The organism is Paraburkholderia dipogonis (assembly GCF_046027395.1).
Taxonomy (GTDB): domain Bacteria; phylum Pseudomonadota; class Gammaproteobacteria; order Burkholderiales; family Burkholderiaceae; genus Paraburkholderia; species Paraburkholderia dipogonis_A.
Genome location: NZ_JAQQEG010000051.1, coordinates 18,899 through 44,873, shown reverse-complemented (window position 1 = coordinate 44,873; position 25,975 = coordinate 18,899). Strand labels below are relative to the sequence as shown.

Genomic DNA, 25,975 nt, shown 5'->3' with positions numbered 1-25,975 from the left:
TTCGCGGTGCTTGCGCCGTTGCTTCTTTCCCGCGCGTTCGATCATGCCCCAGCCGGCCGCCAATAGTCTGCGCCGCACGCTGCTGCGGCGCCTCGCTGCTCCCCTTTCGCTGCTCGCGCTCATGAGCGGCCTGATTGCCTACTGGCTGGCGTGGCAGTACACGCAGCACGTGGTCGACCGTTCACTCGCCGATCTCGCCACCGCGATCTCCAAACAGATCCAGATTGCCGGCCCGAATGCGCGCATCACGGTGCCGCCGCTCGCCCAAGCCATGTTTTCGGACCCGGTCGAACATCTCGTCTACCGGATCAGCACCGGCGAAACCGAAATCGCCGGCGATCACAATCTTCCGCTGCAAGGCACGAGCGTGCGGCGCATGCATTACGCGTACGTCTTCGAAACGCAGCATCAAGGCGTGACGGTGCGGGTCGCGCAGGTGCGCGTTGATCAGCCGACGGGCAATCCAATCGTCGTCGAAGTCGGTCAACCGGTGCATCACCGGTTTCGCATCGCCGCCGAGTTCCTGGTCGCGATCATGATGCCGCTGTTGTTGCTGCTGCTGGCAGGCTGGGTGATCGTGTGGCGCGTGGTCAATCAGCAGCTCAATCCGCTCACCGATCTCGCCGACTCGCTGAACCGGCAAACCCACACGTCGCTCGAACCGGTCGACGAAACTTATGTGCCGGTCGAAATCCGGCCGCTGACGGGCGCGCTGAACGCACTACTCGGTCGCCTGAAAACCGCACTCGACGGCCAGCGCAAATTCATCGCCGACGCCGCGCATCAACTGCGCACGCCTCTCACTGCCGTCAAGCTGCATGCCGAGCAGGCGGCCATCGCGCGCGACCCGCAGCAAACCCTGGCCGCCGTGCGTGAACTGCGCGCCGCGGCCGATCGCGCGGTGCGGCTGTCGAATCAACTGCTCTCACTCGCGCGCGCCGAGCCGGGCGAACAGGCGGCTCGCTTCGTCAACGTGGACATGGCCGCGCTCGCGTTCGACACGGGCGCGGAATGGGTGCCGCGTGCGTTGACGTTCCACGTCGACCTCGGCTTCCAGCGTCTGGACGACCCAAGCAATGGCCATCCGTTGATGGCGCGCGGCAATCCCGTGCTGCTGCACGAAGTGATCGCCAATCTGCTGGATAACGCGCTCAAATATGTGCCGCCGTCTCGGTTCGACGGCGGGCGCATCACCGTGACGGTGTCGCAAACAGTGATCGACGAACTGCGCATGGCGGAGATCATCGTCGAAGACAACGGGCCGGGCGTGCCGCGCAACCAGCAGGTTGATCTCTTCAAGCGGTTTTTCCGCGGCGACGGTCAGAGCGACGCCGGCGTGGATGGCGGCGCCGGTCTCGGCCTCGCGATCGTCCACGACATCATGGTGCTGCATCACGGCAGCGTGCATTACGAGGACGCACCGGAAGGCGGCGCACGTTTCATCGTGCGCATTCCCCTCGTGCCGATCACCGTGCAGAGCGAAGTGGAAGCCGTTGAACCGAGGCGCCCGGCAAAAAAATCGGCGCACTCGGCGCCGGTGGATAGCTAACGGTCTGGCGACTCGACAGGCTGTCTGGCGCGTTCACAAAGACGTGATCGACTCCGACAGCCCGCATGTCATTTCTTCTTCGCTTTCTTCGCCGACGTTTTGGCCTTCTTCGCCGACTTCTCGGACTTGCCCGCGCTCTTCTCCTTCTCCGGCGGCGCCAGCATCGTGCCGCGGCACTTACGTGCGCCGCAACGGCACTCATATTCCTTCTTAAGCTTCTTGGTCTGACGAGCGTCGATCACGAGGCCGTAGTCGTAAAAGACTTCCTCGCCTTCAGCGATATCGCGCAATGCGTGCACGTACACGTGCCCGTCGATTTCTTCGGCTTCGCAGTTCGGCGCGCAGGAATGGTTGATCCAGCGCGCGCTATTGCCGTTCACTTTGCCGTCGATGACCTTGCCGCTATCGAGTGCGAAATAGAACGTGTGATTCGGTTCGGCCGGATTGTGCGGATGACGGCGCAACGCTTCTTTCCAAGAGATCCGCTCGCCCTTGTATTCGATTAGGCGCTCGCCGGCCGCAATCGGTTCGAGGGCAAACACGCCTTTGCCGTGCACACCCGAACGGCGCACGGCGATCCTGCGTGAACTCATTGAATGAATCCTTGTGAAGAACTGGGGGTGAAGTTCGGCAGCCGTCCGAAACGCCCGCGTCTGACGCGCTGCTTTTTTCTGACGCGGATAGCAAACGCGGCGCCTTGCGAGCGCCGCGTCGACCTGCGACGCTCTCGCGCCACAACCGGCATCCTACACGCTCAAGACGGCTTCGTTCAACCGTCAAAAAGACGCGCGCGCATGACGGGTCGCCAATTTCACCGTTGTCCGAACGAAATGTCGCCGAACAGCGCCTTTTGCTCGCGCGGTTGCGAACGCCAGTACTGCGGCGGCGCTTCGACCGTCGCGCCAAGTTGCGCCGCAGCGTGCCACGGCCAGCGCGGGTTGTACAACAACGCGCGGGCCATCGCGATCAGATCGGCGTCGCCGTCTTCGATCAGTTGTTCGGCGTGCAACGGGTCGGTGATCAGGCCCACGCCGATGGTCGTGAGGCCGGTGGCCTCCTTGACCGCCTTCGCGAACGGGATCTGATAACCCGGCTCAAGCGGAATTTTCTGCAACGGTGAGACGCCGCCGGACGACACGTCGATCCAGTCGCAGCCGCGCTTTTTCAGCTCCTGCGCGAACGCAATCGTGTCCGCGAGCGTCCAGCCACCTTCGACCCAGTCCGTCGCGGAGACACGCACGCCGACCGGTTTGTCGGCGGGAAATGCAGCGCGGACGATATCGAAGATTTCAAGCGGAAAGCGCATGCGGTTTTCAAGCGAGCCGCCGTAGTCGTCGTCGCGCTGATTGGCGATCGGCGAGAGGAACTGATGCAGCAGATAACCGTGTGCCGCGTGCACTTCCAGTCCATCGACACCGAGCCGCGCGGCACGCCGCGCCGAGGCTGCGAATGCTTCGCGGATGCGGTTCAGCGCAGGCGTGTCGAGCGCCAGCGGCGGCTCTTCGCCGGCCTTGTGCGGCAATGCGGACGGCGCGTGCGGCAGCCATCCGCCTTGCGATACCGGGATCAGTTGGCCGCCTTCCCACGGCGCGTGGCTCGACGCCTTGCGCCCGGCGTGCGACAACTGCATCGTGACCTTGATGTGCGAATGCTTGCGGATCGCGGCCAGCACAGGCACGAGCGCGGCTTCGGTGACGTCGTCCCACAAGCCGAGATCGCCGGGTGTGATGCGGCCGTCCGGCTCGACCGAGGTCGCCTCGATACAGAGCATGCCGGCACCGGATAACGCCATGCTGCCGAGATGGATCATGTGCCACGCCGTTGCCTCGCCACGGTCGGCGGAATACTGGCACATCGGGGACACGACGATACGATTGGGAAGCGTCACGCTACGCAGCGTGAGCGGAGAAAAAAGCGCGCTCATGGATTACGCCCAGTAGAAACCCGAGAGCGATCGAGCATAGCACTGCAAGTGATTTAGTGCTGGCCCGCGGCCTTTCAGCCTTTCAGCGTTCAGGGTTTCGCCTCGACCTGATCGAGCCACTCGCCGAACATCCGGCACGCCGCGGCTTCGAGCGCGGGACCGAACTTCGCGGTCTCGGCCCGCAACTGGCGCGCGTCGATGCCGTGGCCAACCAGTTCACCGGCGTTGCCGATCAGCCAGGGTTCGAAGCGATCGGTGCGAATCTCCGGATGACACTGCAGACCCAGCACATGATTGCCCCACGCGAACGCCTGGTTTTCGCAGGCCGGCGTCGACGCGAGACGCGTTGCGTTGTCAGGCAGATCGAAGGTATCGCCATGCCAATGCAGCATGGAGGTCTGCGCGCCATCCAGATGACGCACCGGCGAAGCGTGACCGGCGTCGGTCAGCGTGAGCGGTGTCCAGCCAAGTTCAGTATGACCAGCGGGATAGACGCGAGCGCCTAGGGCACGCGCGATCAATTGAGCGCCGAGGCAGATACCGAGCGTCGGTAACCCGGCCGCGATGCGTTTCTCGATCATGGACAGCAGCGGCACGAGCGACGGGTAAAGCGCGTCGTCGGTTGCGCTGATCGGGCCGCCGAGCACCACCATCAGCGATGCGGCGACGGGATTTGGCGCCTCGATACGGGCAAAGCCGACATCGAGATAGCGGACCGGGCGCCCGCGCTCGCCGAGCACCAGTTCGAGACTGCCCAAATCCTCGAAGTGCACGTGGCGAATGGCCAGAACTTCGCGATTCATCGGCCTGCCCACCTTCAGGTTGACTAAAGACTTGCCGCCACGCGGCACCAGTCGGCTGACAGGCGGCCTATGCCGCCTGCCGAAGCCGGCTTGGCAGTGTAGCGGATTGTCCCGGAAGAAGCCGCCTTATTGGGCGAAGATCTTCCAGGTCTTCTTCTGGGTGGCGACGTCAGCCGTCTCATACACCGAGCAATCGAGGCGCAGATCCGTATCCGACATGTTCAGATCGAGCAACGCGCAATGATGCGGCGTCTTCTTCGGGTTCTTGCTCGGCTCGAAGTGCGTGCAGCTCAGACACATGCGGTGCGGCGGAATCGTGCCTTGCGCTTCCAGCTGATGAACGGTCTTGAGCAGCGTGCGATAAAACACAGCCTGCTCGTCGTCACGCAGCGTGCCGACCGCCTTGGCCAGGAAGTCCGGCCATTGCGCGGCGCGCTTCGCCGCGGTACGGCCACGCGCCGTCAGGCGGACCGCGAGGGCGCGGCCGTCGTCGAGGGCACGGCGCTTTTCCACCAGCCCCTTGGTTTCGAGCGTGCTGACTGCATCACTGGTCGTCGCGGCGGTGAGGGCCGTTTCACGGGCAATTTCGCCGAGACGCATCGGGCCTTTGCGCTGCATCAGCAAGACCAGAATTTCGCCTTGGGTCGGCGTCAGGCCAGCGCCTTCCGCCCATTCCCAAGCCTGGCTCCGCATTGCGGTGCTCAATCGCAATAGGCTGTGGGTCACCCGCCCGGTCGCCTGTTCTCCGTATACGCCTTCGCTCATAATCTTCGATTGGTTTATTTACAGCTTTCGTACGATGCCGGCAAACTCCTTGCCGACCGCGCCCGTAGCCTGTGTGGGGTAGCCTCGCCCAACTGCGGACAAGACGGTTTCTACTATCTCAAAAATTTACCGCCTTGCCAGGCAAAGCAGCGAAAACGACATTCTATGCGAGAGCGGCAAATCGTACAGCTAACTTATCCAACACAAGCTGTGGATAACCACGGGAAAACTTGGGGATGGCTTGTGCGCCGATTCTTGATAAGCACCCAGGCCCGGTCTGCCCGTCCCAAAGTTGTCCTCGCATACCGGCGCCGATGCGTCCTCGATCAGCTCGGTTATGGTTTACGCAGCGCGTTGACTTTGCAGGAAATTATTCAGTTGTCCACAGGCAGATGCAATGCTTGTTAACTACTACTACGTTTGTATACGTTAACTCTATAAAAACCTAAGGCACGCCGAGCTGGAAAATTAATTTATTGAAAAAAACCCGCTCGAGGCGGGTTTCCTTACGATTTGACGCAAGCAATCCCGTCTTCGCCTAGGCCCGCCACTGCAAACACTGCTGCCTGACGGCTTCATGCAAAGACTTTTCCCGTTCGACCACGCCGCGTAACCAGGTCGCATCGTTGACCTGACCGCGAGCGATCGCGCCGATTTCGGCAAGCGCCTTGCCCGAACCCAACGCTTCGGCGTGCGGAGCGATCAGATCCAGCGTTTCGAGGATGTCTTCGGAAATCGTCTTACGCTCGCCCGTCTGCGGATTGATGCAGGTGCCGGCCAGACCGAAGCGGCATGCTTCGAAACGATTGAAGGTGTAGACGAGGTAGTCGTCTTCCTGTGGCGTAATCGGTTTGTCGAGCAGCAGATGCCGGGCAAGCGTCTGGATGTAGCAGGCAATCGCCGCCGCACGATCCACCGACAACGGCGTATCCATCACACGAACTTCGATCGTGCCGAAACCCGGCTTCGGCCGAATGTCCCAGTAAAAATCTTTCATGCTGTTGACGACGCCGGTGTGGACCATCTTCGAGAAATATTCCTCGAAACTGTCCCAAGTCAGCACGAAGGGCGCGCGGCCCGACAGCGGGAACGCGAACACGGAATTCAGTCGTGCCGAATGAAATCCGGTATCGACACCCTGCACGAACGGCGACGATGCGGACAAGGCGATGAAGTGCGGAATGAAGCGCGACATCGAATGCAGCAGATAGAGCGCGCTGTTCGGATCCGGGCAGCCGATGTGCACGTGCTGGCCGAACACGGTGAATTGCTTGGCAAGATAGCCGTACAACTCGGAGATGTACTGAAAACGGGGCGTATCGACAATCTGCCGCTCGCTCCATTGCTGGAACGCGTGCGTGCCGCCGCCGCACAAACCGACGTTCAGACGATCCGCCGCGGAAACCAGCGTATCGCGAATCTTGCGCAAGTCGGCGACGGCCTGCTCATGCGTCGTGCAAATGCCGGTCGACAACTCGATCATGCTTTCGGTGATTTCCGGCGTGATGTTGCCGGGGATCTTTTCGTCCTTGATGAGGCGCATCAGATCCGAGCCGGCTTTGGTCAGATCATAGTCATGCGTATTGACGATCTGCATCTCGAGTTCGACACCGAATGTGAACGGTTTCGAATCGATGAAGGGTTCGAGTGACATGGCGTCCCCTGAGTCAGGTCGGCCGGGTGTGGGTCACATGCCCGGCCGTTTTTGAATCGAATATAAGTTGGATAAACGTGTCAAGCATCGAGCCTTGAGCAGCGCAGCGCGCTCGACTTGCGCTTACTCTTCACGCCGTTCAGCCACCAGCGCCAGGCTGCGATAGACGAGCCACGGCCCGAGAATCTGCAGCACGAAAATGGAACACATCACGATCGCCCGCAGTTGCGGATCGAAGTTCGGATACAGGTTGTAGGTGTCGTCGACCAGCAGATACGCGAGCGCCGACATCGGCGATAACGACAGACCGAGCGCCATCCCCTGCTTCCAGTTCAAACCGCTCGGCTTGGCGAAGGCCAGCACGCCGACCAGTTTCGCTACGAGGCGCGCAACAATCAGACCCAGCGCCGCGACGCCGCCGAGCGCGATGTCTTTCCATTCGAACGAAGTCAGCGTCAGCACGAACAGAATCACGGTCAACAACCAGCCGGCCGTACCGAAATGTTCCGGCCACAACTGCGGACGCGCTTCGTGATTCTTCACAATGATGCCGGCAGCCAGCAACGCAAGAATGGTCGACAGCTTGAACAGATGCGCGACCGCAATGGCCAGCAGTACCAGCCCGAACAGCGCGACGAACGAGTGCTCGTCCTGCATGTTCAAACGCCGATAAAAGAACGTGCAGGTGCGTGCGAGCAGATACGCGAGCACGAGCGATCCGACCAGCAGATAAAGCGGCTGCAGGATGGTCGCGAATACGTTGCCGTACATCTCCTGATGCAGCCAGCTCGACACGAGCTTTTCGATCACCACGGCATACATGCTGTTCAGCGCGGTCAAGGTCAACAAACGCTGGGTAACCTGGCCTTCCGCGCGCAATTCCGTTTTCAGCTGAATCACCATCGCCGGCGAAGTCGCCATGGCGATCGCCGCGAGCACGGTTGCCACCATCAGCGGCACGTTCAGGAACAGCAAAACCGGCAACACGAGCGCGAATGTCAGTGTGGCTTCGGCGACGCTCGACAGAATCAGCCAGGGATTGCGCCGGATCCAGCGCAAGTCGAGCCGGCTGCCGAGTTCGAACAACAGCAAACCGAGCGCGACATCGAGCAACGGCCGCGCGGCGCTCGCGGAATCCGCATCGATCACGCCCGAACCGGCCGCGCCGGCAATCAGACCAATGACCGCATACCCGGAAATGCGCGGCAAACGCCACGCGCGATAGCAAAGCTCACCGCACAGACCGGCGGCGAGCAATGCGAGACCAGCCCAAAAAATGGCGTCGGGTGAAAGCGGCCAGGCTGGAAAAAATGAAAACGCCGAATTCATCGTGATGGGTTCTCCTTAGCAGCAACGGCAGGCGACACGAACCGGCGCAAACACCGGCGAGCGGGTGGGCACATGAAGCGCTCACTGTCGCGATCGCTTCGCGTGACCAGCGTTGCGAGTTTTCAACGATCGGATGATCTGAATGCGCGGCAGCAGCAAGGAACCTGGCGCATTCGGGGTGCGGCCGTAGCAATCGGCACGGTGAAAGAACGCCGTCGACTTTGAATCAGATTCTGATTGAGCGGCACCGTTCCGTTTGCTGCGTGTGCCGCTGTAGAGACAAGGCACGACGCGGAAAAGAACGGCGATTGTGCCATAGCTTTTTCAGCCTCGACCGAAAAGGCACGAACATGCCGGCAAAACGGTAAAAACGTACGTTATCTCGCTGACATGAGGAAAAACCGACCGTTTTGAGGACGAATCCGGCCGTGCGAGCGGTTAGTTTGAACGCGGTTGATGTGCTTTTCGGGACATCGACGCGGAGGTTTTGCACGGGCTTAGGGGCGGCCGGACTGCGCCGATAGGCTCTGCTCCAGCCCCGGTCTTTATGTTTACAGGTTTACCGTATGTATACGTAGTAACAGTTAACAAGCTGCCTCGTTTTCTGTGGATAACTCCTGTTTACCGAAATGAATCATCGGTTTGCCGACGGCATAACCGGATGCACAGCATGTGCGGGAGCGGCGCGTATACGAGGGTAACTTTTTGCGATTTTCGGCGGCGGCAAAGTTACCCCGTTTACGTCCACAACGGTTCCACACCAGTTGCGCCGGTAAACGACATGGTTATCCACAACTCCCGGTGGATAAGCTATCCGTCGAGCATGCCGGGCGGAGTCCGCAGTTAACTCACCGTCCCCTGACGTAATGCGCGCAACAGGAAGCGCGCGGGGTCGATGTCTTCAGCCAGATCCCGTTCGAGAGGCCACGGTTCGCCTTCGAGTTGCGAAGCGATCAGTTCCGCGCCGAGCGCCGCCCATACGAGGCCGCGCGAACCGTACGCAAAGGCGCCGTACAGGCCTTCGGTGCGCGGCAGATCGAGCGGCCATGCGCCACGTAGGCGCTGGCTCTCGCGCGCTGCCTGCGCTTCGTCGGCGAGTTGGCCGATCAGCGGCATGCGATCGCTGGTGACGCAGCGGAAAGCGACACGTCCAGTTAACGCCGCCGACTGAGCCCGAGCGACGACGTCAGCAAATGCCGGCAGCATCTGCGCGACGCGCTCCAGGTTTTCCAGATGGCCGGCCGCGCGCAGCGATGTGTCGGGGTCGTCGAGTTCGTAGGTGGCGCCGGTGAGCGTGACGCCGTCGGTAAGCGGTACGGCGTAGCCTTCGCCGATTACCGGCATCTGAAGCGATGGCTGCACCGAGCCTGCCGGCAGCAAAGTCAGTTGGCCGCGAATGCTGCGGGTCGGCGCGTGCTGCAAACCGGCGATGCGCGCGGCATCGTGCGCGCTGGCGACGATCACCACTGGCGCATGTGCGATGGCCTCGCCAGCAGTGTCGAATACAGTCCATTGATCTCCTGACCGCTCGATCCGTGCGACGTCCACACCGAAGCGGCGTTCGAGCAGTTGGCCCGCCGCAGCGCACTGCGCAGCGCACAGCGACGCCGGGTCGATCCAGCCGCCGTGCGGAAAAAACCATCCGCCGCGCGCGAGCGGCATGCCGGCGAGCCGCTGTGCTTCGGTCGGCGAGACGGGCGTCACGTAGTCGGACGGATAACCGAACGCGGCGATTGCTTCGCTGATCAAGCGGGCTTCATCGTCGTCCGCGGCGATTTGCAGCAAGCCCTGGCCGCCGCGCAATGGCGTGTGACCGAGCCGTTCGAGCGCGGCCCAACGTCTGAGCGCATACAGAAAGCCGGCCCGCGTGACGCGCGAGGCGACGCTGTCGTCGTGCGAAATCATGGGATGGAACACGCCGGCCGGATTACCCGACGCGTCCTGCGCCACCGAAGCGTGCCGCTCCAGCGACGTGACGCGCCAGCCGCGCGCGGCGAGCCGCTCGATCACCGCGCAGCCGGCCAGACCCGCGCCGATCACGACCGCATGCCTTTCGTCGACCACGAGCGGCGCGGGCGGCTCATGACGGCGCACGCGCCAGCGCGGCGCGAAGTGGCCGACCAGCATTGCTCGCTTCCAGCCGAAGCCGTCCACCTTGCGGTATTCGAAGCCGCATTGCGTCAACGCGCGTTTGATGTCGCCGGCGCTGCTGTAGGTGGCAAACGTGGCGCCCTCGCCTGCCAGCCGCGCGAGCGCCTTGAAGATTGCCGGCGTCCAAAGCTCGGGATTCTTGGCCGGTGCGAAGCCGTCGAGATAGAACGCGTCGGCGCGCAGTCTCAAGACCGGTAAGCTCTCCTGCGCGTCGCCGAACACGAGCGTGAGCACGACGCGCCCTTCATCGAACTCAAGCCGATGCGTGCCGGGAACGAGCATCGGCCAGGCGTTCGCGAGGGCTCCCGCAAGGCCGGCAATCTCCGGATCGGAAATCGTCGCCGCGACCACCTTGCGTAAATCGGCGACGGTAAACGGATGCTTCTCGATCGACACGAAATGGAGTTGCTCGCAGCGCGACGAGTCCGCGCGCCACGCGGCCCAGGTCATCAGAAAGTTGATGCCCATGCCGAAGCCGGTTTCGAGCACGGTGAACATGCGACGGCCCTGCCACCGGTCGGGCAGCGAATTGCCGCGCAGGAAAACGTAATGAGCCTGTTCGAGACCGCCCACGGCGCTGTGATAGATGTCGTCGTAAAGCGGCGAAAAAGGCGTGCCGTTGTCGCGAAAAGCGAGGACGGCGGGGATCAGCGGATCGGTCATGCGCGACGGAAAATGACGCTCGGAAAAATGCCCCCAGACCTGTCGCTTCACGCCAGGCCCCCCGAGGGGATGAGAAGACTTGGGGCGGCCCGGCGTTTTCTCACGCGCGGGTCGAACGTTGTCGCCCGCGCGCGCAGCTCGCCGGACCGCGAAAAAGACGCGCCGAACGTTGGCAAAAACCAACGCCAGGCCCCGTCCATACTGGGTTTCAGGCCTCGGTTGGAGGTCGCGGAGCGCAAAAATTGCGATTTCCTTGCGATATCGACCCCGGAACCGCGTAATTCTGCGAAACCCTTATCCTGATTGGGTTTGCGCTGCGCTATCATAGCAAGCGCCGCGAAGGGAGCGGCAGCACGGCCGCCGGACAGTCATCTCTCCGGCGCCATTGGTCCGGAGGGGATCCGGAGCCGGCGCTGCTCGACGGCGCGGCCCGCGCACGTATAATCGGCGCGTTCGCGCTGTTCGTGTCAACCTAAACTCAGAAAGGAACCTTAATGAACAAACAGGAACTGATCGACGCTGTCGCAGGACAGACGGGCGCCAGCAAGGCTCAAACCGGTGAAACGCTGGACACGTTGCTTGAAGTGATCAAGAAGTCTGTGTCGAAGGGTGATGCGGTCCAGTTGATCGGCTTCGGCAGCTTCGGTTCGGGCAAGCGCGCAGCGCGTACGGGTCGTAACCCCAAGACCGGCGAAACTATCAAGATTCCGGCCGCCAAGACCGTCAAGTTCACGGCTGGTAAGGCGTTCAAGGACGCAGTCAACAAGCGCTAAGCAGATTACTGCCAGGCAGTTGACACCCGCCAACGGCGGGTTTTTTTTCGCCTGCGCGCTGTGCATGGGATCGAGCGGCGACGGGCGTCGCGGCTCGATCGCCTCCCGACGAGAGGCAAAGCTTGGTCAGTTGTGACGATGCACGATTTCACCGTGGCCATGACCATCGTGATCGTGGTCATGATGATCGTGATCGTCTTCGTCGAAGTCCCAGGCCGGGAATGGATCGGCGAATTGCTCCCATGCTTGCGGTCCCTGCGCGTATTCCTCGTCCGTCAACAAACACGCGTCGAACTTCGCTTTCCAAGCAGTTGCGTCGATGCCGACGCCGATCATCACCAGCTCCTGGCGACGGTCGCCGATGCTCAGATCGTCCGGGTCACCGTACCAGTCCGCGGCGATTTCGGCGGCCAACTCGTCGTCGCCGTCGGGCCACTCGCTGCGATCCTGAGCGGCCCACCACATGCCCGCCGGACCGTGCCGGCAAGCACCGCCCGCCTGCGAGAGCGAACCGGCGATATCGTTACGCGTGGCGAGCCAGAAGAAGCCCTTGCTGCGCAGCACGCCCTTCCACTCCTGATGCAGCAATGCCCACAGGCGTTCCGGGTGAAACGGCCGGCGCGCGCGGTAAATGAAATTGCCGATGCCAAATTCGTCCGCTTCGCCGTGGTGAGCATGGCCGTGCCCATGGTCATGCTCATGATTGAGCGACGCCAGCCAGCCCGGCGCGCTTGCCGCCTCGTCGAAATCGAAGCGGCCAGTGTTCAGCACTTGCGCGAGCGGCACTTCGCCGAACCGGGCGACCACCTGGACCGCGCGCGGATTGAGCCGGCCGAGAATGCGTTGCAGGCGCGTGAGTTCGTCCGCGCTGACGAGATCGGCCTTGTTCACCACCAGCACATCGCAGAATTCGATCTGCTCGATCAGCAGTTCGACCAGCGTGCGGTCGTCTTCCTCGGTCGCGGCGATGCCGCGCTCGGCGAGCGCGTCGGCCGAACCGTAGTCGCGTAGGAAGTTGAACGCATCGACCACGGTCACCATTGTGTCGAGCCGGGCAACGTCGGCGAGCGACGCACCGTCATCGTCGACGAAGCTGAAGGTCTCGGCGATCGGCATTGGCTCGGCCACACCGGTCGACTCGATCAGGATCGCGTCGAAACGCTGTTCGCCGGCCAGACGCTTGATCTCGACCCGCAGATCGTCGCGCAGCGTGCAGCAGATGCAGCCATTCGACAACTCGACGAGCTGTTCCTCGACGTGAGACAGCGCAGCGGCATCGCGCACGAGGGTCGCATCGATATTGACGGCGGCCAGATCGTTGACGATCACGGCCACGCGCAAACCCGCGCGATTCGCGAGGATGTGATTCAGAAGCGTGGTCTTGCCGGCGCCCAGAAAACCGGAGAGCACGGTGACGGGCAATAGCGGCTGGTTCATTGCAGTACGGAGAAGCTAGAGGATTGGAAGGCGTGCCGGGCTTGAGGCCGTATAATGCAGACCGCAACCGGGCCGAGCCTCGACGGCGGCACGAAGCCGCATTGTGCATCAAAACGGACGGAGGCCGCGTGACAGGCCGGATCAGCGCGCAGCCGGCATCAGATTCCACTTGCGCAGGATCGCGGCGATCTGCTGCGAGTACTTGTCCCGCAGCGCCGGCGTCTCGGAGTGATAGGCGCCGATTGCCTGCCAGGTGTTGCCGTACTTGTTCATCTGGCGGCGCAGATGCCATGCCGCTATGTAGACGTTCTTGCACGGTTCCATCAGCGTGCCCTGCGAGATGCCATACTGTGCGAGCGTGGGCAAATGGATCGAATTGATCTGCATCACCCCGTAGTCGGTCGAGCCGTTCGCATTTTTATGCGTTGCGTCGGGGCGATTATGTGACTCCTGCCACGCGATTGCGCGCAGAATCAAGGGGTTGACCTTCTGATACTTCGCTGCTTCATCAAAGCAATCGGCGCGTGCGGACCCTGCTGCTACCAGCACGGCAAGTCCTACGGCGACGGTGACGAAGCTTCGATTCATCAGTCAAGACCACTAAGCAAAGCGCAAGAGTAAGGTTCGGTAAGGGATCGCATCGGCCATACTTCAGCCACTGACAGCCGCCGAGCCGCGCTGGCCGGGTGTTGGTCTGACATCGGGGTAAACCCGCGTCGGCGACTCGCAACCAGGGACTCGAACGGCTCGTATCATACCGGCAGACGGACCCCCGTCAAGTTGGCTAACCGACATAAGAGAGCAGAAAACGAAGCGTTTTCGCGCTCATTCGTACGACTTTCTATTGGCTTTCAATTACTTGACATCAGGTGGCGGTCGCTAGAGAAATCGCACGAGGCGGTTCGTTTTGTGACAAATCCGACATGAAAAACTGTTACTGTTCATTTTTTTCGGACATCGGGCGGCGGGTAACGAGGGCGATGATCGTCCGCGAGGCCGGCCGGCAGATCGACAGGGCGGCGGCCTGCTCCCATGTCCGCACTGCATGACCGTCGACGGCTACGGCTGTCGGCATCGATACCCTATTCCATGAGAAGAAATCGTATGGCTTTGCGTCGCGTTGCAACGGCGCTGCTGGTGGCTGGCTTGATCACCGCGCAGACAGCACAGGCACAGGTGACACTTAACTTCGTCAACGCGGACATCGATCAGGTGGCCAAGGCGATTGGCGCCGCAACCGGCAAAACGATCATCGTCGACCCGCGTGTGAAAGGTCAGTTGAATCTCGTGTCGGAAAACGCGGTGCCTGAAGATCAGGCGCTGAAAACCTTGCAGTCCGCGCTACGGATGCAGGGCTTCGCGCTCGTGCAAGACCACGGCGTACTGAAAGTCGTGCCCGAGGCCGACGCGAAGCTGCAGGGCGTGCCGACCTATGTCGGCAATGCGCCTACGGCGCGCGGCGACCAGGTGGTCACGCAAGTGTTCGTGCTGAAGAATGAATCGGCTAACAATCTGTTGCCGGTGCTGCGTCCGCTCATCTCGCCGAACAATACCGTGGCGGCCTACCCAGCCAACAACACGATTGTAGTCACCGATTACGCCGACAACGTGCGGCGTATTGCCCAGATCATCCAGGGTGTGGATACGGCGGCGGGTCAGTCCGTATCGGTGGTGCAGCTGAAGAACGCCAACGCGATCGATATCGCCACGCAACTGAACAAGATGCTCGACCCCGGTTCGATCGGCAGCACCGATGCGACGCTGAAGGTGTCGGTCACCGCCGACCCGCGCACTAACTCGCTGCTGATCCGCGCCTCGAACGGCGCGCGTCTCGCGGCCGCGAAGCAACTGGCGAAGGAACTCGACACGCCGACCACCATGCCCGGCAACATTCACGTCGTGCCGCTGCGCAACGCGGACGCGACGAAGCTCGCCAAGACCTTGCGCGGCATGTTCGGCAAAGGCGGCGACAACAGCTCGTCGAACTCGAACGACGCGAATTCGTTCAACCAGAACAGCGGCGGCGGATTGGGCGGCAATAATTCGACGGGCTCGTCGGGTACGCCGCCGTTGCCGTCGGGCGGACTCGGCAGCAGCTCGCTGTCTTCGCCGATGGGCGGTGGCAGTGGTGGCGGTTACGGCGCGGGTGGCAATAACAATTCCGGCGGCTTGCTCGGCAACGACAAGGACAAGAGCGACGACAATCAGCAGGGCGGCATGATCCAGGCGGATTCCGCGACCAACTCGCTGATCATCACCGCGGCCGAGCCGGTGTACCGCAATCTGCGCGCGGTCATCGACCAGCTCGATGCCCGGCGCGCACAGGTTTATCTCGAAGCGCTGATCGTCGAGTTGAATTCGAACACGAGCGGCAATCTCGGCATTCAGTGGCAGGTCGCGAACAATTCGATATTTGCCGGCACCAATCTGCAGACCGGCAGCAGCAACAGCATCATCAACCTGACGGGGGCGGCTGTGGCGGCCGGGGCCACCGGTGGTCTGGCCACCGCGCTCGGTGGCGGGGCACTCCAGCAAGGGCTGAACATCGGCTGGATTCACAACATCTTCGGTGTGCAGGGACTCGGCGCGCTGCTGCAAGCGCTGTCGCAAACCGCCGACGCTAACGTGCTGTCCACGCCTAACCTCATCACGCTCGACAACGAGGAAGCGAAGATCGTCGTCGGTACCAACGTGCCGATCCAGACGGGTTCGTATTCGAACCTCACGAGCGCCACCGCGACGTCGGCGTTCAATACCTTCGATCGCGTCGACGTCGGCCTGACGCTGCACGTTAAGCCGCAGATCACCGACGGCGGCATTCTCAAGCTGCAGCTCTACACCGAAGACTCGGCGATCGTGACCGGCACGACCAACGCGACGACCAACCCGGCCGGCCCGGAATTCACCAAGCGGTCGATCCAGTCGACGGTGCTCGCCGATAACGGCGAGATCATCGTGCTCGGCGGCCTGATGCAGGACAACTACCAGGTGAGCAACAGCAAGGTACCGCTGCTCGGCGATATTCCATGGATCGGGCAGTTGTTCCGCTCGGAACAGAAGACTCGCAACAAGACCAACCTGATGGTGTTTCTGCGTCCCGTGATCATCAGCGATCGCGGTACCGCTCAGGCCGTGACGTCGAATCGCTACGACTACATCCAGGGCGTGCAGGGCGCGTACAAGCAGGACAACAACCTGATGAAGGACAACGACGATCCGGTGGTTCCGCCGATGCCGATCGGTCCGAGCCAGGGCGGTTCGCCCGCGATGAATCTGTTCGATATCGACAAGATGCGCCGTCAGCAGCTGGCGCCGCCGCCCGCCAACGCTGGGCCAGCCACCGTCGGCCCAGCGCCGGCCACGAATGGCACCGTGCAGACCAATCCGGTCACCGTGGCGCCTTCCACGCAGAGCAGTCCGGTCACTGTGACACCTTCCACCGCGTCGCCTGGAGTGCGGCCGTGAGCACGCCGTCCACGCCACCGTCAGCGTCTGCGTCGCCCGCAGCGGCGCGAGCCGGTGCCGCGACACAAGCCGCGGCGATGTCGCCCGCGGGTGTGACGGAGCATGGCGGGCGCGAGGCGCCTTCGGCCATCGCCGCGCGGCTCGTGCCTTACGGCTTTGCCCGTGCCGGCCAGATTCTGGTCGCGCATCAGCATGCGGACAGCCTCGAAGTCTGGATCAGCGAACGCACCAGCGACGCCGCGCTTTCCGAAGTCGCGCGCAACTTCGGCGCGGTGTCGATCGTACGTCTGCCCGCCGACGAGCTCACGCAGGCGATCAACCAGGCGTATGCGCGCCAGGACGGCAGCGCTGCGCAGGTGGTCGGCGAAGTGGAAGGCGAAGTCGATCTCTCGCGCCTCATGCAGGACATTCCCGAGGTGGAGGATCTGCTGGAGTCGGAAGACGACGCGCCGATCATCCGCATGATCAATGCATTGCTCACGCAAGCGGCGCGCGAGCAGGCATCGGATATTCATATCGAGCCGTTCGAAACCTCTTCTGTGGTGCGCTTTCGCGTCGACGGCACGTTGCGCGACGTCGTGCGGCCGAAGAAAGCGCTGCACGGCGCGCTGATCTCGCGGATCAAGATCATGGCGCAGCTCGACATCGCCGAAAAGCGTTTGCCGCAGGATGGCCGTATCACGCTGCGCGTGGGCGGCCGCCCGGTCGACGTGCGCGTCTCGACGCTGCCGACCGGTCACGGCGAACGCGCGGTGCTGCGTCTGCTGGAAAAAGATGCGTCGCGCCTGAACCTCGAAGCGCTCGGCATGGGGCCGGATACGCTCGGCAAGTTCGACAAGCTGATTGGCAGGCCGCACGGCATCGTGCTGGTGACCGGGCCGACTGGCTCCGGTAAAACGACCACGCTGTATGCGGCGATGTCGCGGCTCGAAACCGCGACCACCAACATCATGACGGTCGAAGACCCGATCGAATACGACCTGTCCGGCATCGGCCAGACGCAGGTCAACGAACGGATCGGCATGACCTTCGCGCGGGCGCTGCGCTCGATTCTGCGGCAGGACCCGGACGTCATCATGATCGGTGAAATCCGCGACCTGGAGACCGCGCAGATCGCGGTGCAGGCATCGCTGACGGGCCACCTCGTGCTGGCCACGCTGCACACCAACGACGCTGCATCTGCCGTGACACGTCTGACCGATATGGGTGTCGAGCCGTATCTGCTGGCATCGTCGCTGCTCGGCGTGCTGGCGCAGCGGCTCGTGCGGCGGCTGTGCCCGGTGTGCCGCGAAGAGCGTGTCGAAGAAGACGGCAGCGTGCGCTGGCATCCGGTCGGTTGCGATCGCTGCGGCCACTCCGGTTATGCGGGACGGCGCGGCGTCTACGAACTGCTGCTGATCGACGACAACATCCGTACGCTGGTTCACCGCAACGCAGCTGATGCGGAAATTCTCGCGGCCGGCCGTGCGCAAGGCATGCGCACGCTGCGCGAGGATGCGGACCGCTGGCTCGCCTCCGGGCTGACATCGCTCGAAGAAGTGATCCGCGTCACGGGCGGAGCATAAGCGCATGCCGGCATTTCGTTTCGAAGCGATCGACGCGGCGGGCAAGGCGCAAAAAGGCGTACTCGACGCGGACAGCGCGCGCGGCGCGCGGACCAATCTGCGCTCGCAGGGACTGACGCCGCTCGTCGTCGAACCGGCGGCCACGCGCACACGCGGCGAGCGCAATCAACGGCTGTCGCTGGGGCGGCGTTTGTCGCAGCGCGAGCAGGCGATCCTGACGCGCCAGCTCGCCAGTCTGCTGATTGCCGGCCTGCCGCTCGACGAAGCGCTCGCCGTACTCACCGAGCAATCGGAGCGCGACTACATTCGCGAACTGATGGCGTCGATTCGCGCGGAAGTGCTCGGTGGCCATTCGCTGGCCAATGCGCTGACGCAGCATCCGAAGGACTTCCCCGAGATTTACCGCGCATTGGTCGCGGCTGGTGAACATACCGGCAAGCTTGGCCTCGTGCTATCGCGGCTCGCCGACTATATCGAGCAACGCAATGCGCTGAAGCAGAAGATCGTGCTCGCATTCACGTATCCGACCATCGTCACGATCATCGCGTTCGGCATCGTCACGTTTCTGTTGAGCTACGTGGTGCCGCAGGTGGTGAACGTGTTCGCCAGCACCAAGCAGCAACTGCCCTTCCTCACCATCATGATGATGGCGCTCTCGGGCTTCGTGCGGAACTGGTGGTGGGCGATGCTGATCGGCGTGGTCGTGCTGGTGTATCTGGTGCGCTCGATTCTGAAGCAGCCCGGCCCGCGCCTCGCGTTCGACCGTTGGCTGCTTACTGCCCCGCTGCTCGGCAAACTCGTGCGTGGCTATAACACCGTGCGCTTTGCCAGCACGCTCGGCATTCTCACCGCGGCGGGCGTGCCGATTCTGCGTGCGCTGCAAGCCGCCGCCGAAACGCTCAGCAACAACGCGATGCGCGAGAACATCGACGATGCGATCGTGCGCGTGCGCGAAGGTACGTCGCTGTCACGCGCGCTCGGCAACACGAAGACGTTTCCGCCCGTGCTGGTTCACCTGATCCGTTCGGGCGAAGCGACTGGCGACGTGACCACGATGCTCGACCGCGCGGCCGACGGCGAAGCGCGCGAACTGGAACGCCGCACGATGTTCCTGACGAGCCTGCTGGAGCCCTTGCTGATTCTGGCGATGGGGGGCGTGGTGCTGGTGATCGTGCTGGCGGTGATGCTGCCGATCATCGAGTTGAACAACCTGGTGCAGTAAGGCCGGGAGAGAGACTGGATTGCACGGTGACCGGTACGGCGACCGCGCAATCAGTTGGAACGAAGCGGTGCGCCTGGCTTTAGCGCACGTAGATCGTCGGACCTGCGGGGTTGGCCGGCAAGAACACTTCGGAATGCGCGCCATTGCGGTCGATGATGATCGAACGGGCGCGGACTTCGGAGAGTTTGGTGCCTTGCATCAGCGCGCTGCCGAGCGACACGGCATGCGGCGGTTCGCCGCCCACGCTGACGATGGCTGCGGCGCCTTCCCGCAAAGCCAGGATGCCGAACAGTCGCACGTCCTGATTGGCGTTGCGCGTGAGTTGGCCACCGAATAGCGTGGCAGCCTGCTCGGTCGAGATCTGCGCGTGCGCGGCGGCGGCGGGCAACGGCGCACCGGACAGCGTGCTGAGCGTGATGACCCAGTAGGTCAGCGTCGCGCAGAACACGGCGAACAGCGCGAGCGACAGAAGGCGGATTTGGATGGCGTTCATGCGCATCATTGTACGGACTATTGTGAAAATTGCGTGGGGTTGAAAGCGCCCCTAACCTGGCGCTTCGTGCCAGGCCCCCGAGGGGGTGAGCAAACTTGGGGCGACCCGGCGTTTTCTCAGGACCCTTCAACCGCATGACATTAAAATGACCGGCCGGGCGTGTTCAATGGCACCCTGATTGCCAAAATGCGAATCCCGCCCAGTCAAAATTTCACCCGAAAAGAGGTAGCAAGCTATGCAACTGTCGACCACTCGCCGTCATGACATCGCGGGTCCGCGCAGCCGTCGTCAACGCGGCTTCACGCTGATTGAAATCATGGTCGTGATCGCGATTCTGGGCATTCTGGCCGCGTTGATCGTGCCGAAGATCATGAGCCGTCCCGACGAAGCGCGCCGCGTCGCCGCCAAGCAGGACATCGGCACGGTCATGCAGGCGCTGAAGCTTTACCGTCTCGACAATGGCCGTTATCCGACGCAGGAGCAAGGCCTGCGCTCGCTGGTCGAAAAGCCGAGCACGGACCCCGTGCCGACCAACTGGAAGGACGGCGGCTACCTCGAGCGTCTGCCGAACGATCCGTGGGGTAACGCTTACCAGTATCTGAATCCGGGTGTGCACGGCGAGATCGACGTGTTCAGCTACGGCGCGGACGGCAAGGCGGGTGGCGAAGGCAATGACGCCGACGTCGGCTCGTGGCAGTAGGCGCTTGAGGAGTCGGTGATTTGCATGCGCGCGGCGGGATTGAATCCCGCGCGTTCCTGTCGATGCATCGTCGTTTGATTTTGAGTTGATCGTTCGTGGCCGGCACTATGCGATTGTCCCCTTGCAAGTCCCGTGTGGACACACCGTGTACGGCTTCGTTGCCGCGCGCGGCGTGGGCCGGCGCGCGCCCGCATGGTGTGCGCCGCTCGGGTGACGCGAGCACGCGCGGCGGCGGCAAACGCGCGGCGGGTTTCACGCTGTTGGAAATGCTGGTGGTGCTGGTGATTGCGGGCTTGCTGGTGTCCTTGACCGCGTTGACCATCACGCGCAATCCGCGCACCGATCTGAACGAGGAAGCGCAGCGTCTCGCGCTGCTGTTCGAATCGGCTGGCGACGAAGCGCAGGTGCGCGCGCGGCCGATCGCCTGGCAACCGCTCGACGGCGGCTTTCGTTTCGATCTGCGCACCGAGGACGGCTGGCGTCCGTTGCGTGACGATCTGCTTGGGCCGCGTCGCTGGGAAGGCGGCGTGACCGGCGTGAGCATCAGCTACCCCGGTTCGGATGCGCAGCCCAGCCGTATCGTATTCGGCACCGAGGCGATCGACGTGCCCGTGCAGATCACGCTGTTTTCGGCAGCCGGGAGCGCGACGATCGTCGGCACCGGCAATGGCCGCTATGAGGTGCACTGAGATGCGTCGTTGCAGGAGCATGACCGCTCGCGCATCGGAGCGCGGTTTCACGATGATCGAAGTGCTGGTGGCGCTGGCGATCATCGCGGTGGCGTTGGCGGCTTCGTTGCGCGCGGTGGGCAGTCTCGCGAGCGGCGAGGCCGATCTGCACCGCCGTTTGCTGGCGGGCTGGAGCGCGGACAATACGTTGGCGCAATTGCATCTGGCGCATGCCTGGCCGAACGTGGGTTCGACGAGTTTCGATTGTTCGCAGGGCAACTTGCAGTTGATCTGTACGGAGCATGTGACGGCCACGCCGAATCCGGTGTTTCGTCGAGTGGAAGTGATGGTGACGATGCCGGGCGGGTCCGGCAATCTGGCTCAGATGGTGACGGTGGTCGCGAATGAAAACAACCGTTCGCTCTGAGCGCCGCCGATCGGGCGCGCGTGGTTTCACGCTGATCGAATTGCTGGTGGCGATTGCGATTCTGGCGGTGATTGCCGTGCTGTCGTGGCGCGGGCTCGACCAGATCATTCGCGGCCGGCAGACCATCACGAATGCCATGGAGGACGAGCGCGTCTTTGCGCAGTTGTTCGATCAGATGCGGATCGATGCTCGGCAGGCGGCGTCGGATGATGAGGCTGGGCAGGCGGCTGTGTCGGTGTCGGGCAGCGTGTTGCAGATCGTGCGGCAGATGAATTTGCCGGGCGCGCCGCCGCGGTTGCAGGTGGTGCGGTATCGGGTGTCCGATGGGCGTGTGATTCGGTATGCGTCGCCGCCGTTGGGGAATATGGGGGAGTTGCGGCGGGCGCTGCGCGGTAGTGAAGGTGAGGGATGGAGTGGCGTGCCGTTGATGGGCGGTGTGGGTTCTATTTCGGCGCAGGTTTATGTACCGAAGGTGGGGTGGACTACTCAGATGAGCGACGTGCAGAGTGCCATTACGGAGGCGGACAATAATCTTAAGGTGCCCCAGCTTGGGAGTGCGCCGCTGCCGCGGTCTGTGACGGGGCTTCAGGTAAGTGTCGGGGCTAAGTCTTTGGCGCGGCCTGTGACGCGGGTTTTTCTCGTCGGAGAGTGAAATGAAATTCTCTTTTTTGTCTTTCCGATCGGGTGGGGTGGGTTTTTCTTTTGTTGGCCTTTCCTTGAATTCGCGGTGGTCTATTAGCGTTGCCCCTGTGCGCGGCGGCACTTACTTTCTTTGCCGCCGCAAAGAAAGTAAGCAAAGAAAGCGGCTTCACACCGCTAACGTACAAGCGGGTCCCTCGCACAGCCACGGTAGTGGCACGTTCAACGAACGATCCCTCGCACAGCAAACGGCAGTGACCAGGCAGTCATCCGTTCCGGCGGCGCTGCGCGCGCCGAGCGGCATGCAACAAAACCACCCGTCCTTGCCGACGTCCGACGGCACCTCACAATATCTTCGGTCTGCCGCTGCGTCCGCGCCCGCTTCGGCGCCTCGCCGAGGCGAAGCCGACGGCCCCCACCGCGCCCAAGCGAAGCCGCTGGTGCTAAGTCGGACCCTTCCGGCGCGCACGGAGTGCGAGGGGGGAGGTATGACGGCTTTGTCACGGGTGTCGAATGTGCGAGGTGACGGATTCCAGATGGTCCACTACCGAGGCTGTGCGGGGGACCCGCTTAGCATTAGCGGTGTGACGCGGCTTTCTTTGCCTACTTTCTTTGCCGCGGCAAAGAAAGTAGGTGCCGCCCCGCACAGGGGCAACGCTAATAGACCACTACGAATTCAAGGAAAGGCCAACAAAAACCAAAACCAGAAGAACCAAACCGGCGTAGCCATCATCAGCGCATTGCTAGTAGTCGCGCTATCAGCGATCCTGGTCTCAGGCATGCTCTGGCGCCAGCAAGTCCAAATCCGAAGGATAGAAAACCAGCGCCTCCTCTCCCAGGCCCAATGGGTATCACGCGGCGCTTTGGACTGGACGCGCCTGATCCTCCGCTCAGAAGGCGACACTTCCGCCGGCATCACCTACTTAGGTGGCCTATGGGGCGTCCCCATCGCCAAAACCCGCCTATCCGATTTCCTGGGCCAGATCGGCGAAGTCAGAGCTCAACAAGGCGCGGAAACCTACTTATCGGGTTCAATCGAAGACGCCCAGGCAAAATTCAACCTAAGAAACCTGGTTGAGAGCCCGGCCCCCGGTGTCATGCAACTGGACATGGACCAAATCGGCGCCTACCAGCGCCTACTGGTATCGCTCGGCGCAAGCAGCCAGCTGGCAAAAACCACAGCCCTCCAGGTCCGCGCGAGCCTCGCGCAATCGGCAACCCGTTTCCAGACCATCACGTCCACGAACGGCACAACCGCGACCCCGCCGCCGATCCAGGGCGGCGCCACCGGCGGCAGTTTCACCGACAAACCCGGCATCGAAGACAGCGACGACAGCTCCGCGAACGCACCGATCCAGATGACCAGCGTCGACTCGCTGCTCGATATCCCGGGCTACACGCCCGAAATGGTCGCCCGCTTGCGGCCCTTCGTCACCGTGCTGCCGACCGTCTCGGCGGTCAACGTGAACACGGCTTCGGCCGAAGTGATCGCGGCGGTCGTACCGGGAATGAGCGTCTCGACGGCGCAGGCTTTCGTCGCGCGCCGGCAGACGGTGTTTTTCCGTAACGTCGGCGACGTGCAACTGGCGTTGCAAGCCGCCGGCGTGCAATCGATCTCAATCGATCCGAGCGAACTCGACGTCAACTCGAATTACTTTCTGATCCACGGCCGCGTGCAGCACGAACGCGCCGAGGTGGACCGCACGACCCTCGTCTATCGCGACGCATTGACTCACACTACGCGTATCGTGCGAGTAGAAGACCAATTATGAATAACGCCTTTCCCAGAGAGAGTGGCCTTTGAGCACGCTGATCGTTCTACTGCCGCCGCGTGATCCGGCGGTGCCATCGCAGGAATGGCAACTGCCGGAGCTGCCGTTCGTGCTGCTCGACAAATCGGGCCGCACCCAGCGCGCCGGCCGGTCGGCGCTCGCGCTGCTGCCGCGCGCCTCCACCACGGTACTGATGGTCGCCGCGCGCGACCTCCTGATGATGCCCGCCACACTGCCGCCGCTGCGCGGTCCGCGGCTGCGTCAGGCGTTGCCCAATATCGTCGAGGATCAACTGATCCAGGACCCGCAGACCTGTCATATCGCCGTCGATCCGAAACCGCTCGCGGGCGGGCGGCAGTTGCTGGCGATCATCGACCGCGGCTGGTTCCGTTTTATCTGCGAATCGTTTTCCAATGCCGGCCACCGCAGCTTGCGCGCGGTGCCGGTCACGCGCTGCCTGCCGCTGGCGGCCGCGCTCGATGCCGATGTGCCCGCCGAAGTCCCGGAAACGGTGAACGCCGGTGAGCCGGCGATGGCGGGCGCCGCCGGCGTGGCGACGTCGCTGCCGGGTGTCGCGCCGGTGGTGGCGCCCGGCGCCGCGGCCGCTGTGCCGATGGTGGCCGCCGTGCTCGGCGCCGTGGTGCAGACCGCGCCCGCCATGCTGCTCGAAGGCGTTGTGGACGGCGCGGGCGACAGAAGCTTGCCGCGCGTCGAACTGGCGATCGCACGCGGCGTACAAGGCGAAGGCCTGGCAGTGCCGGCCAACGCCGTCAACGCGACGCTCGGCGCGCTCGCCGGGGCGGCGAAGGTCTCGTTGCATATGCTCACCGAAATGCCCGGCAACGAGCCGAGCCTCGCCCCGAATAGCCCGGCGCGGCTGGCTGCGCACATCCACGGCGCCAGTCCGCTGCCGTTCGAGCAGCTCGCGCGGCGCGCGCTGGAGTGCCGCTTCGACCTGTGCCAGTTCGAGTTCGCTTCGCAGCCGTGGCGGCTCGACCGCGCGACGCTGCGGCGTCTGCGTCTGCCGGTGCTGCTCGCGGTCGGCGCGCTGCTGATTGCGATCGTCGGCGCGAACGTGCAGTGGCTGCTGCTCGCGCGCCAACGCGATGCGATCAACACGCAGATGACCGAACTACTGCTCAATACTTTCCCCAAAACGACCGTCGTGCTCGATGCGCCCGATCAGATGGCGCACCAGTTGCAGCAGTTGCGTGTGGCAGCGGGCGAGCTGTCGCCGGACGATTTCCTGCCGCTCGCCGACGGCCTCGCGCGCTCGCTGGCGCCGGTGCCGGTCAATGGCATCGCCGCGCTCGACTATCACGACCGACGGCTCGACGTGAACTTCAAGCCGGAGATCAAGCTCGATCCCGATTTCGCGAAGCGCCTCGCCCGCAACGGCCTGAGCGGCGCGATCGACAGCAATACCGGCAAGTGGACCATCAGGAACGGACAATGAAAGCTGAACTCGCTCAAACATGGGCCGGATTCTGGGAGCAGCGCACCGAGCGCGAAAAGGCCCTCCTGACCTGGGGCGGCGGCGTTCTCGCCGTGGTGATCGCATGGTCGGTGCTATGGGCGCCGGCGCAGGAAGGCCGCTCGCATCTGCGTGAATCGCTGCCCGCCATGCAGCGGCAGTTGGCACAGATGACCGCGCAAGCGAACGAAGCGCGCCAGTTGTCGGCGGCGGCTCAAGGCGTCGCGCCGACCGGCGCCGCGCTGAAGGACGCCCTCACCGCTTCGCTCAGCGATCACGGCCTCGCGGCGACGCAGGTTCAGGTGATCGGCAATGCGGTCCAAATCCAGTTGAAGAACGCGTCGTTCCCGGCGTGGACCGCCTGGGTCGACGACGTGCGCAAGCAGTTCAAGGTGCAGGTCTCGGAGGCGCACGCCACGGCGCTCAAGGAAGACGGCCAGGTGGACCTGACGGCGTCGTTGCAGCCGTCCACCGCGAAATGAAAATAACCGCGACCGCGCCG

Annotated in this window: 22 protein-coding genes; 12 read left to right on the top strand and 10 right to left on the bottom strand. The window is 63.1% G+C overall.

What is annotated here, in order from left to right; all coding sequences use genetic code 11:
• Positions 1-43: 43 nt before the first annotated feature.
• Positions 44-1,549, top strand: coding sequence for an ATP-binding protein (locus PQR32_RS36420; protein ID WP_408239041.1), 1,506 nt, complete (start codon positions 44-46; stop codon positions 1,547-1,549).
• A 68-nt stretch (positions 1,550-1,617) separates the two neighbouring features.
• On the opposite strand, the gene PQR32_RS36415 is transcribed toward PQR32_RS36420, so the two are convergent.
• From PQR32_RS36415 to mnmC, 7 genes are all read right to left on the bottom strand, one after another.
• Positions 1,618-2,142 (bottom strand): SET domain-containing protein, encoded by a 525-nt coding sequence (locus tag PQR32_RS36415; RefSeq protein WP_408239038.1) that lies wholly within the window; start codon positions 2,140-2,142, stop codon positions 1,618-1,620.
• 218 nt (positions 2,143-2,360) lie between these two features.
• Positions 2,361-3,473 carry an NADH:flavin oxidoreductase/NADH oxidase gene (locus tag PQR32_RS36410; protein ID WP_408239035.1) on the bottom strand — a complete coding sequence of 371 codons (1,113 nt, stop codon included), beginning with the start codon at positions 3,471-3,473 and terminating at the stop codon, positions 2,361-2,363.
• 89 nt (positions 3,474-3,562) lie between these two features.
• The gene (locus PQR32_RS36405) at positions 3,563-4,276 is read right to left on the bottom strand and encodes a glutamine amidotransferase (RefSeq protein ID WP_408239032.1); all 714 of its coding nucleotides are present in this window, start codon (positions 4,274-4,276) and stop codon (positions 3,563-3,565) included.
• Between the two features lie 126 nt (positions 4,277-4,402).
• Entirely contained in the window at positions 4,403-5,041 is a 639-nt protein-coding gene (locus PQR32_RS36400; RefSeq protein WP_132376507.1) for a MarR family winged helix-turn-helix transcriptional regulator, read from the bottom strand.
• 538 nt (positions 5,042-5,579) lie between these two features.
• A complete protein-coding gene (locus PQR32_RS36395) occupies positions 5,580-6,695 on the bottom strand; it encodes a YbdK family carboxylate-amine ligase (RefSeq protein ID WP_408239029.1) in 1,116 nt (371 codons plus the stop codon).
• Positions 6,696-6,818: 123 nt separating this feature from the next.
• Positions 6,819-8,024 (bottom strand): cation:proton antiporter, encoded by a 1,206-nt coding sequence (locus PQR32_RS36390; protein WP_408207008.1) that lies wholly within the window; start codon positions 8,022-8,024, stop codon positions 6,819-6,821.
• Positions 8,025-8,867: 843 nt separating this feature from the next.
• Positions 8,868-10,838 carry a bifunctional tRNA (5-methylaminomethyl-2-thiouridine)(34)-methyltransferase MnmC2/FAD-dependent 5-carboxymethylaminomethyl-2-thiouridine(34) oxidoreductase MnmC1 gene (gene mnmC, locus PQR32_RS36385; protein ID WP_408239074.1) on the bottom strand — a complete coding sequence of 657 codons (1,971 nt, stop codon included), beginning with the start codon at positions 10,836-10,838 and terminating at the stop codon, positions 8,868-8,870.
• Between the two features lie 494 nt (positions 10,839-11,332).
• Between mnmC and PQR32_RS36380 the strand changes: the two genes are divergently transcribed.
• The gene (locus PQR32_RS36380) at positions 11,333-11,611 is read left to right on the top strand and encodes an HU family DNA-binding protein (RefSeq protein ID WP_006050811.1); all 279 of its coding nucleotides are present in this window, start codon (positions 11,333-11,335) and stop codon (positions 11,609-11,611) included.
• Positions 11,612-11,737: 126 nt separating this feature from the next.
• On the opposite strand, the gene PQR32_RS36375 is transcribed toward PQR32_RS36380, so the two are convergent.
• A complete protein-coding gene (locus PQR32_RS36375) occupies positions 11,738-13,048 on the bottom strand; it encodes a GTP-binding protein (protein WP_408239025.1) in 1,311 nt (436 codons plus the stop codon).
• Between the two features lie 141 nt (positions 13,049-13,189).
• Positions 13,190-13,636 (bottom strand): lytic transglycosylase domain-containing protein, encoded by a 447-nt coding sequence (locus tag PQR32_RS36370; protein ID WP_408239022.1) that lies wholly within the window; start codon positions 13,634-13,636, stop codon positions 13,190-13,192.
• Between the two features lie 516 nt (positions 13,637-14,152).
• Between PQR32_RS36370 and gspD the strand changes: the two genes are divergently transcribed.
• From gspD to gspF, 3 genes are read left to right on the top strand one after another with little or no spacing between them, the layout of a single operon-like run.
• Entirely contained in the window at positions 14,153-16,513 is a 2,361-nt protein-coding gene (gene gspD, locus PQR32_RS36365) for a type II secretion system secretin GspD (protein ID WP_408239019.1), read from the top strand.
• Entirely contained in the window at positions 16,510-18,078 is a 1,569-nt protein-coding gene (gene gspE / locus PQR32_RS36360; RefSeq protein WP_408239016.1) for a type II secretion system ATPase GspE, read from the top strand. The genes gspD and gspE overlap by 4 nt, the downstream gene beginning before the upstream one ends.
• A gap of 4 nt (positions 18,079-18,082) precedes the next feature.
• On the top strand, positions 18,083-19,300 hold the full coding sequence (gene gspF / locus PQR32_RS36355; protein ID WP_408206996.1) for a type II secretion system inner membrane protein GspF: 1,218 nt from the start codon (positions 18,083-18,085) through the stop codon (positions 19,298-19,300).
• 79 nt (positions 19,301-19,379) lie between these two features.
• Here gspF and PQR32_RS36350 read toward each other — a convergent pair whose 3' ends face one another.
• Positions 19,380-19,793: a general secretion pathway protein GspC gene (locus PQR32_RS36350; protein WP_106303723.1), complete on the bottom strand. Its 414-nt coding sequence runs from the start codon at positions 19,791-19,793 to the stop codon at positions 19,380-19,382.
• Positions 19,794-20,028: 235 nt separating this feature from the next.
• On the opposite strand from PQR32_RS36350, the gene gspG reads away from it, so the two are divergent.
• From gspG to PQR32_RS36315, 7 genes are all read left to right on the top strand, one after another.
• Complete coding sequence (gene gspG / locus PQR32_RS36345; protein WP_408239011.1) at positions 20,029-20,493, top strand: type II secretion system major pseudopilin GspG; 465 nt, start codon at positions 20,029-20,031, stop codon at positions 20,491-20,493.
• 107 nt (positions 20,494-20,600) lie between these two features.
• Positions 20,601-21,182, top strand: coding sequence for a GspH/FimT family pseudopilin (locus PQR32_RS36340; protein WP_408239008.1), 582 nt, complete (start codon positions 20,601-20,603; stop codon positions 21,180-21,182).
• A gap of 1 nt (position 21,183) precedes the next feature.
• Positions 21,184-21,588 (top strand): type II secretion system minor pseudopilin GspI, encoded by a 405-nt coding sequence (gspI, locus tag PQR32_RS36335; protein WP_408239005.1) that lies wholly within the window; start codon positions 21,184-21,186, stop codon positions 21,586-21,588.
• Positions 21,566-22,240, top strand: a complete 675-nt coding sequence (locus PQR32_RS36330; protein WP_408239002.1) for a PulJ/GspJ family protein — start codon at positions 21,566-21,568, stop codon at positions 22,238-22,240. Before gspI ends, PQR32_RS36330 begins: the two co-directional genes overlap by 23 nt.
• Positions 22,241-22,715: 475 nt before the next feature.
• Positions 22,716-23,999: a type II secretion system minor pseudopilin GspK gene (gene gspK / locus PQR32_RS36325; RefSeq protein ID WP_408238999.1), complete on the top strand. Its 1,284-nt coding sequence runs from the start codon at positions 22,716-22,718 to the stop codon at positions 23,997-23,999.
• Between the two features lie 28 nt (positions 24,000-24,027).
• Positions 24,028-25,455 carry a type II secretion system protein GspL gene (gene gspL / locus PQR32_RS36320; protein ID WP_408238996.1) on the top strand — a complete coding sequence of 476 codons (1,428 nt, stop codon included), beginning with the start codon at positions 24,028-24,030 and terminating at the stop codon, positions 25,453-25,455.
• On the top strand, positions 25,452-25,955 hold the full coding sequence (locus PQR32_RS36315) for a type II secretion system protein M (protein ID WP_012434848.1): 504 nt from the start codon (positions 25,452-25,454) through the stop codon (positions 25,953-25,955). The genes gspL and PQR32_RS36315 overlap by 4 nt, the downstream gene beginning before the upstream one ends.
• The last annotated feature ends 20 nt before the right edge of the window (positions 25,956-25,975 follow it).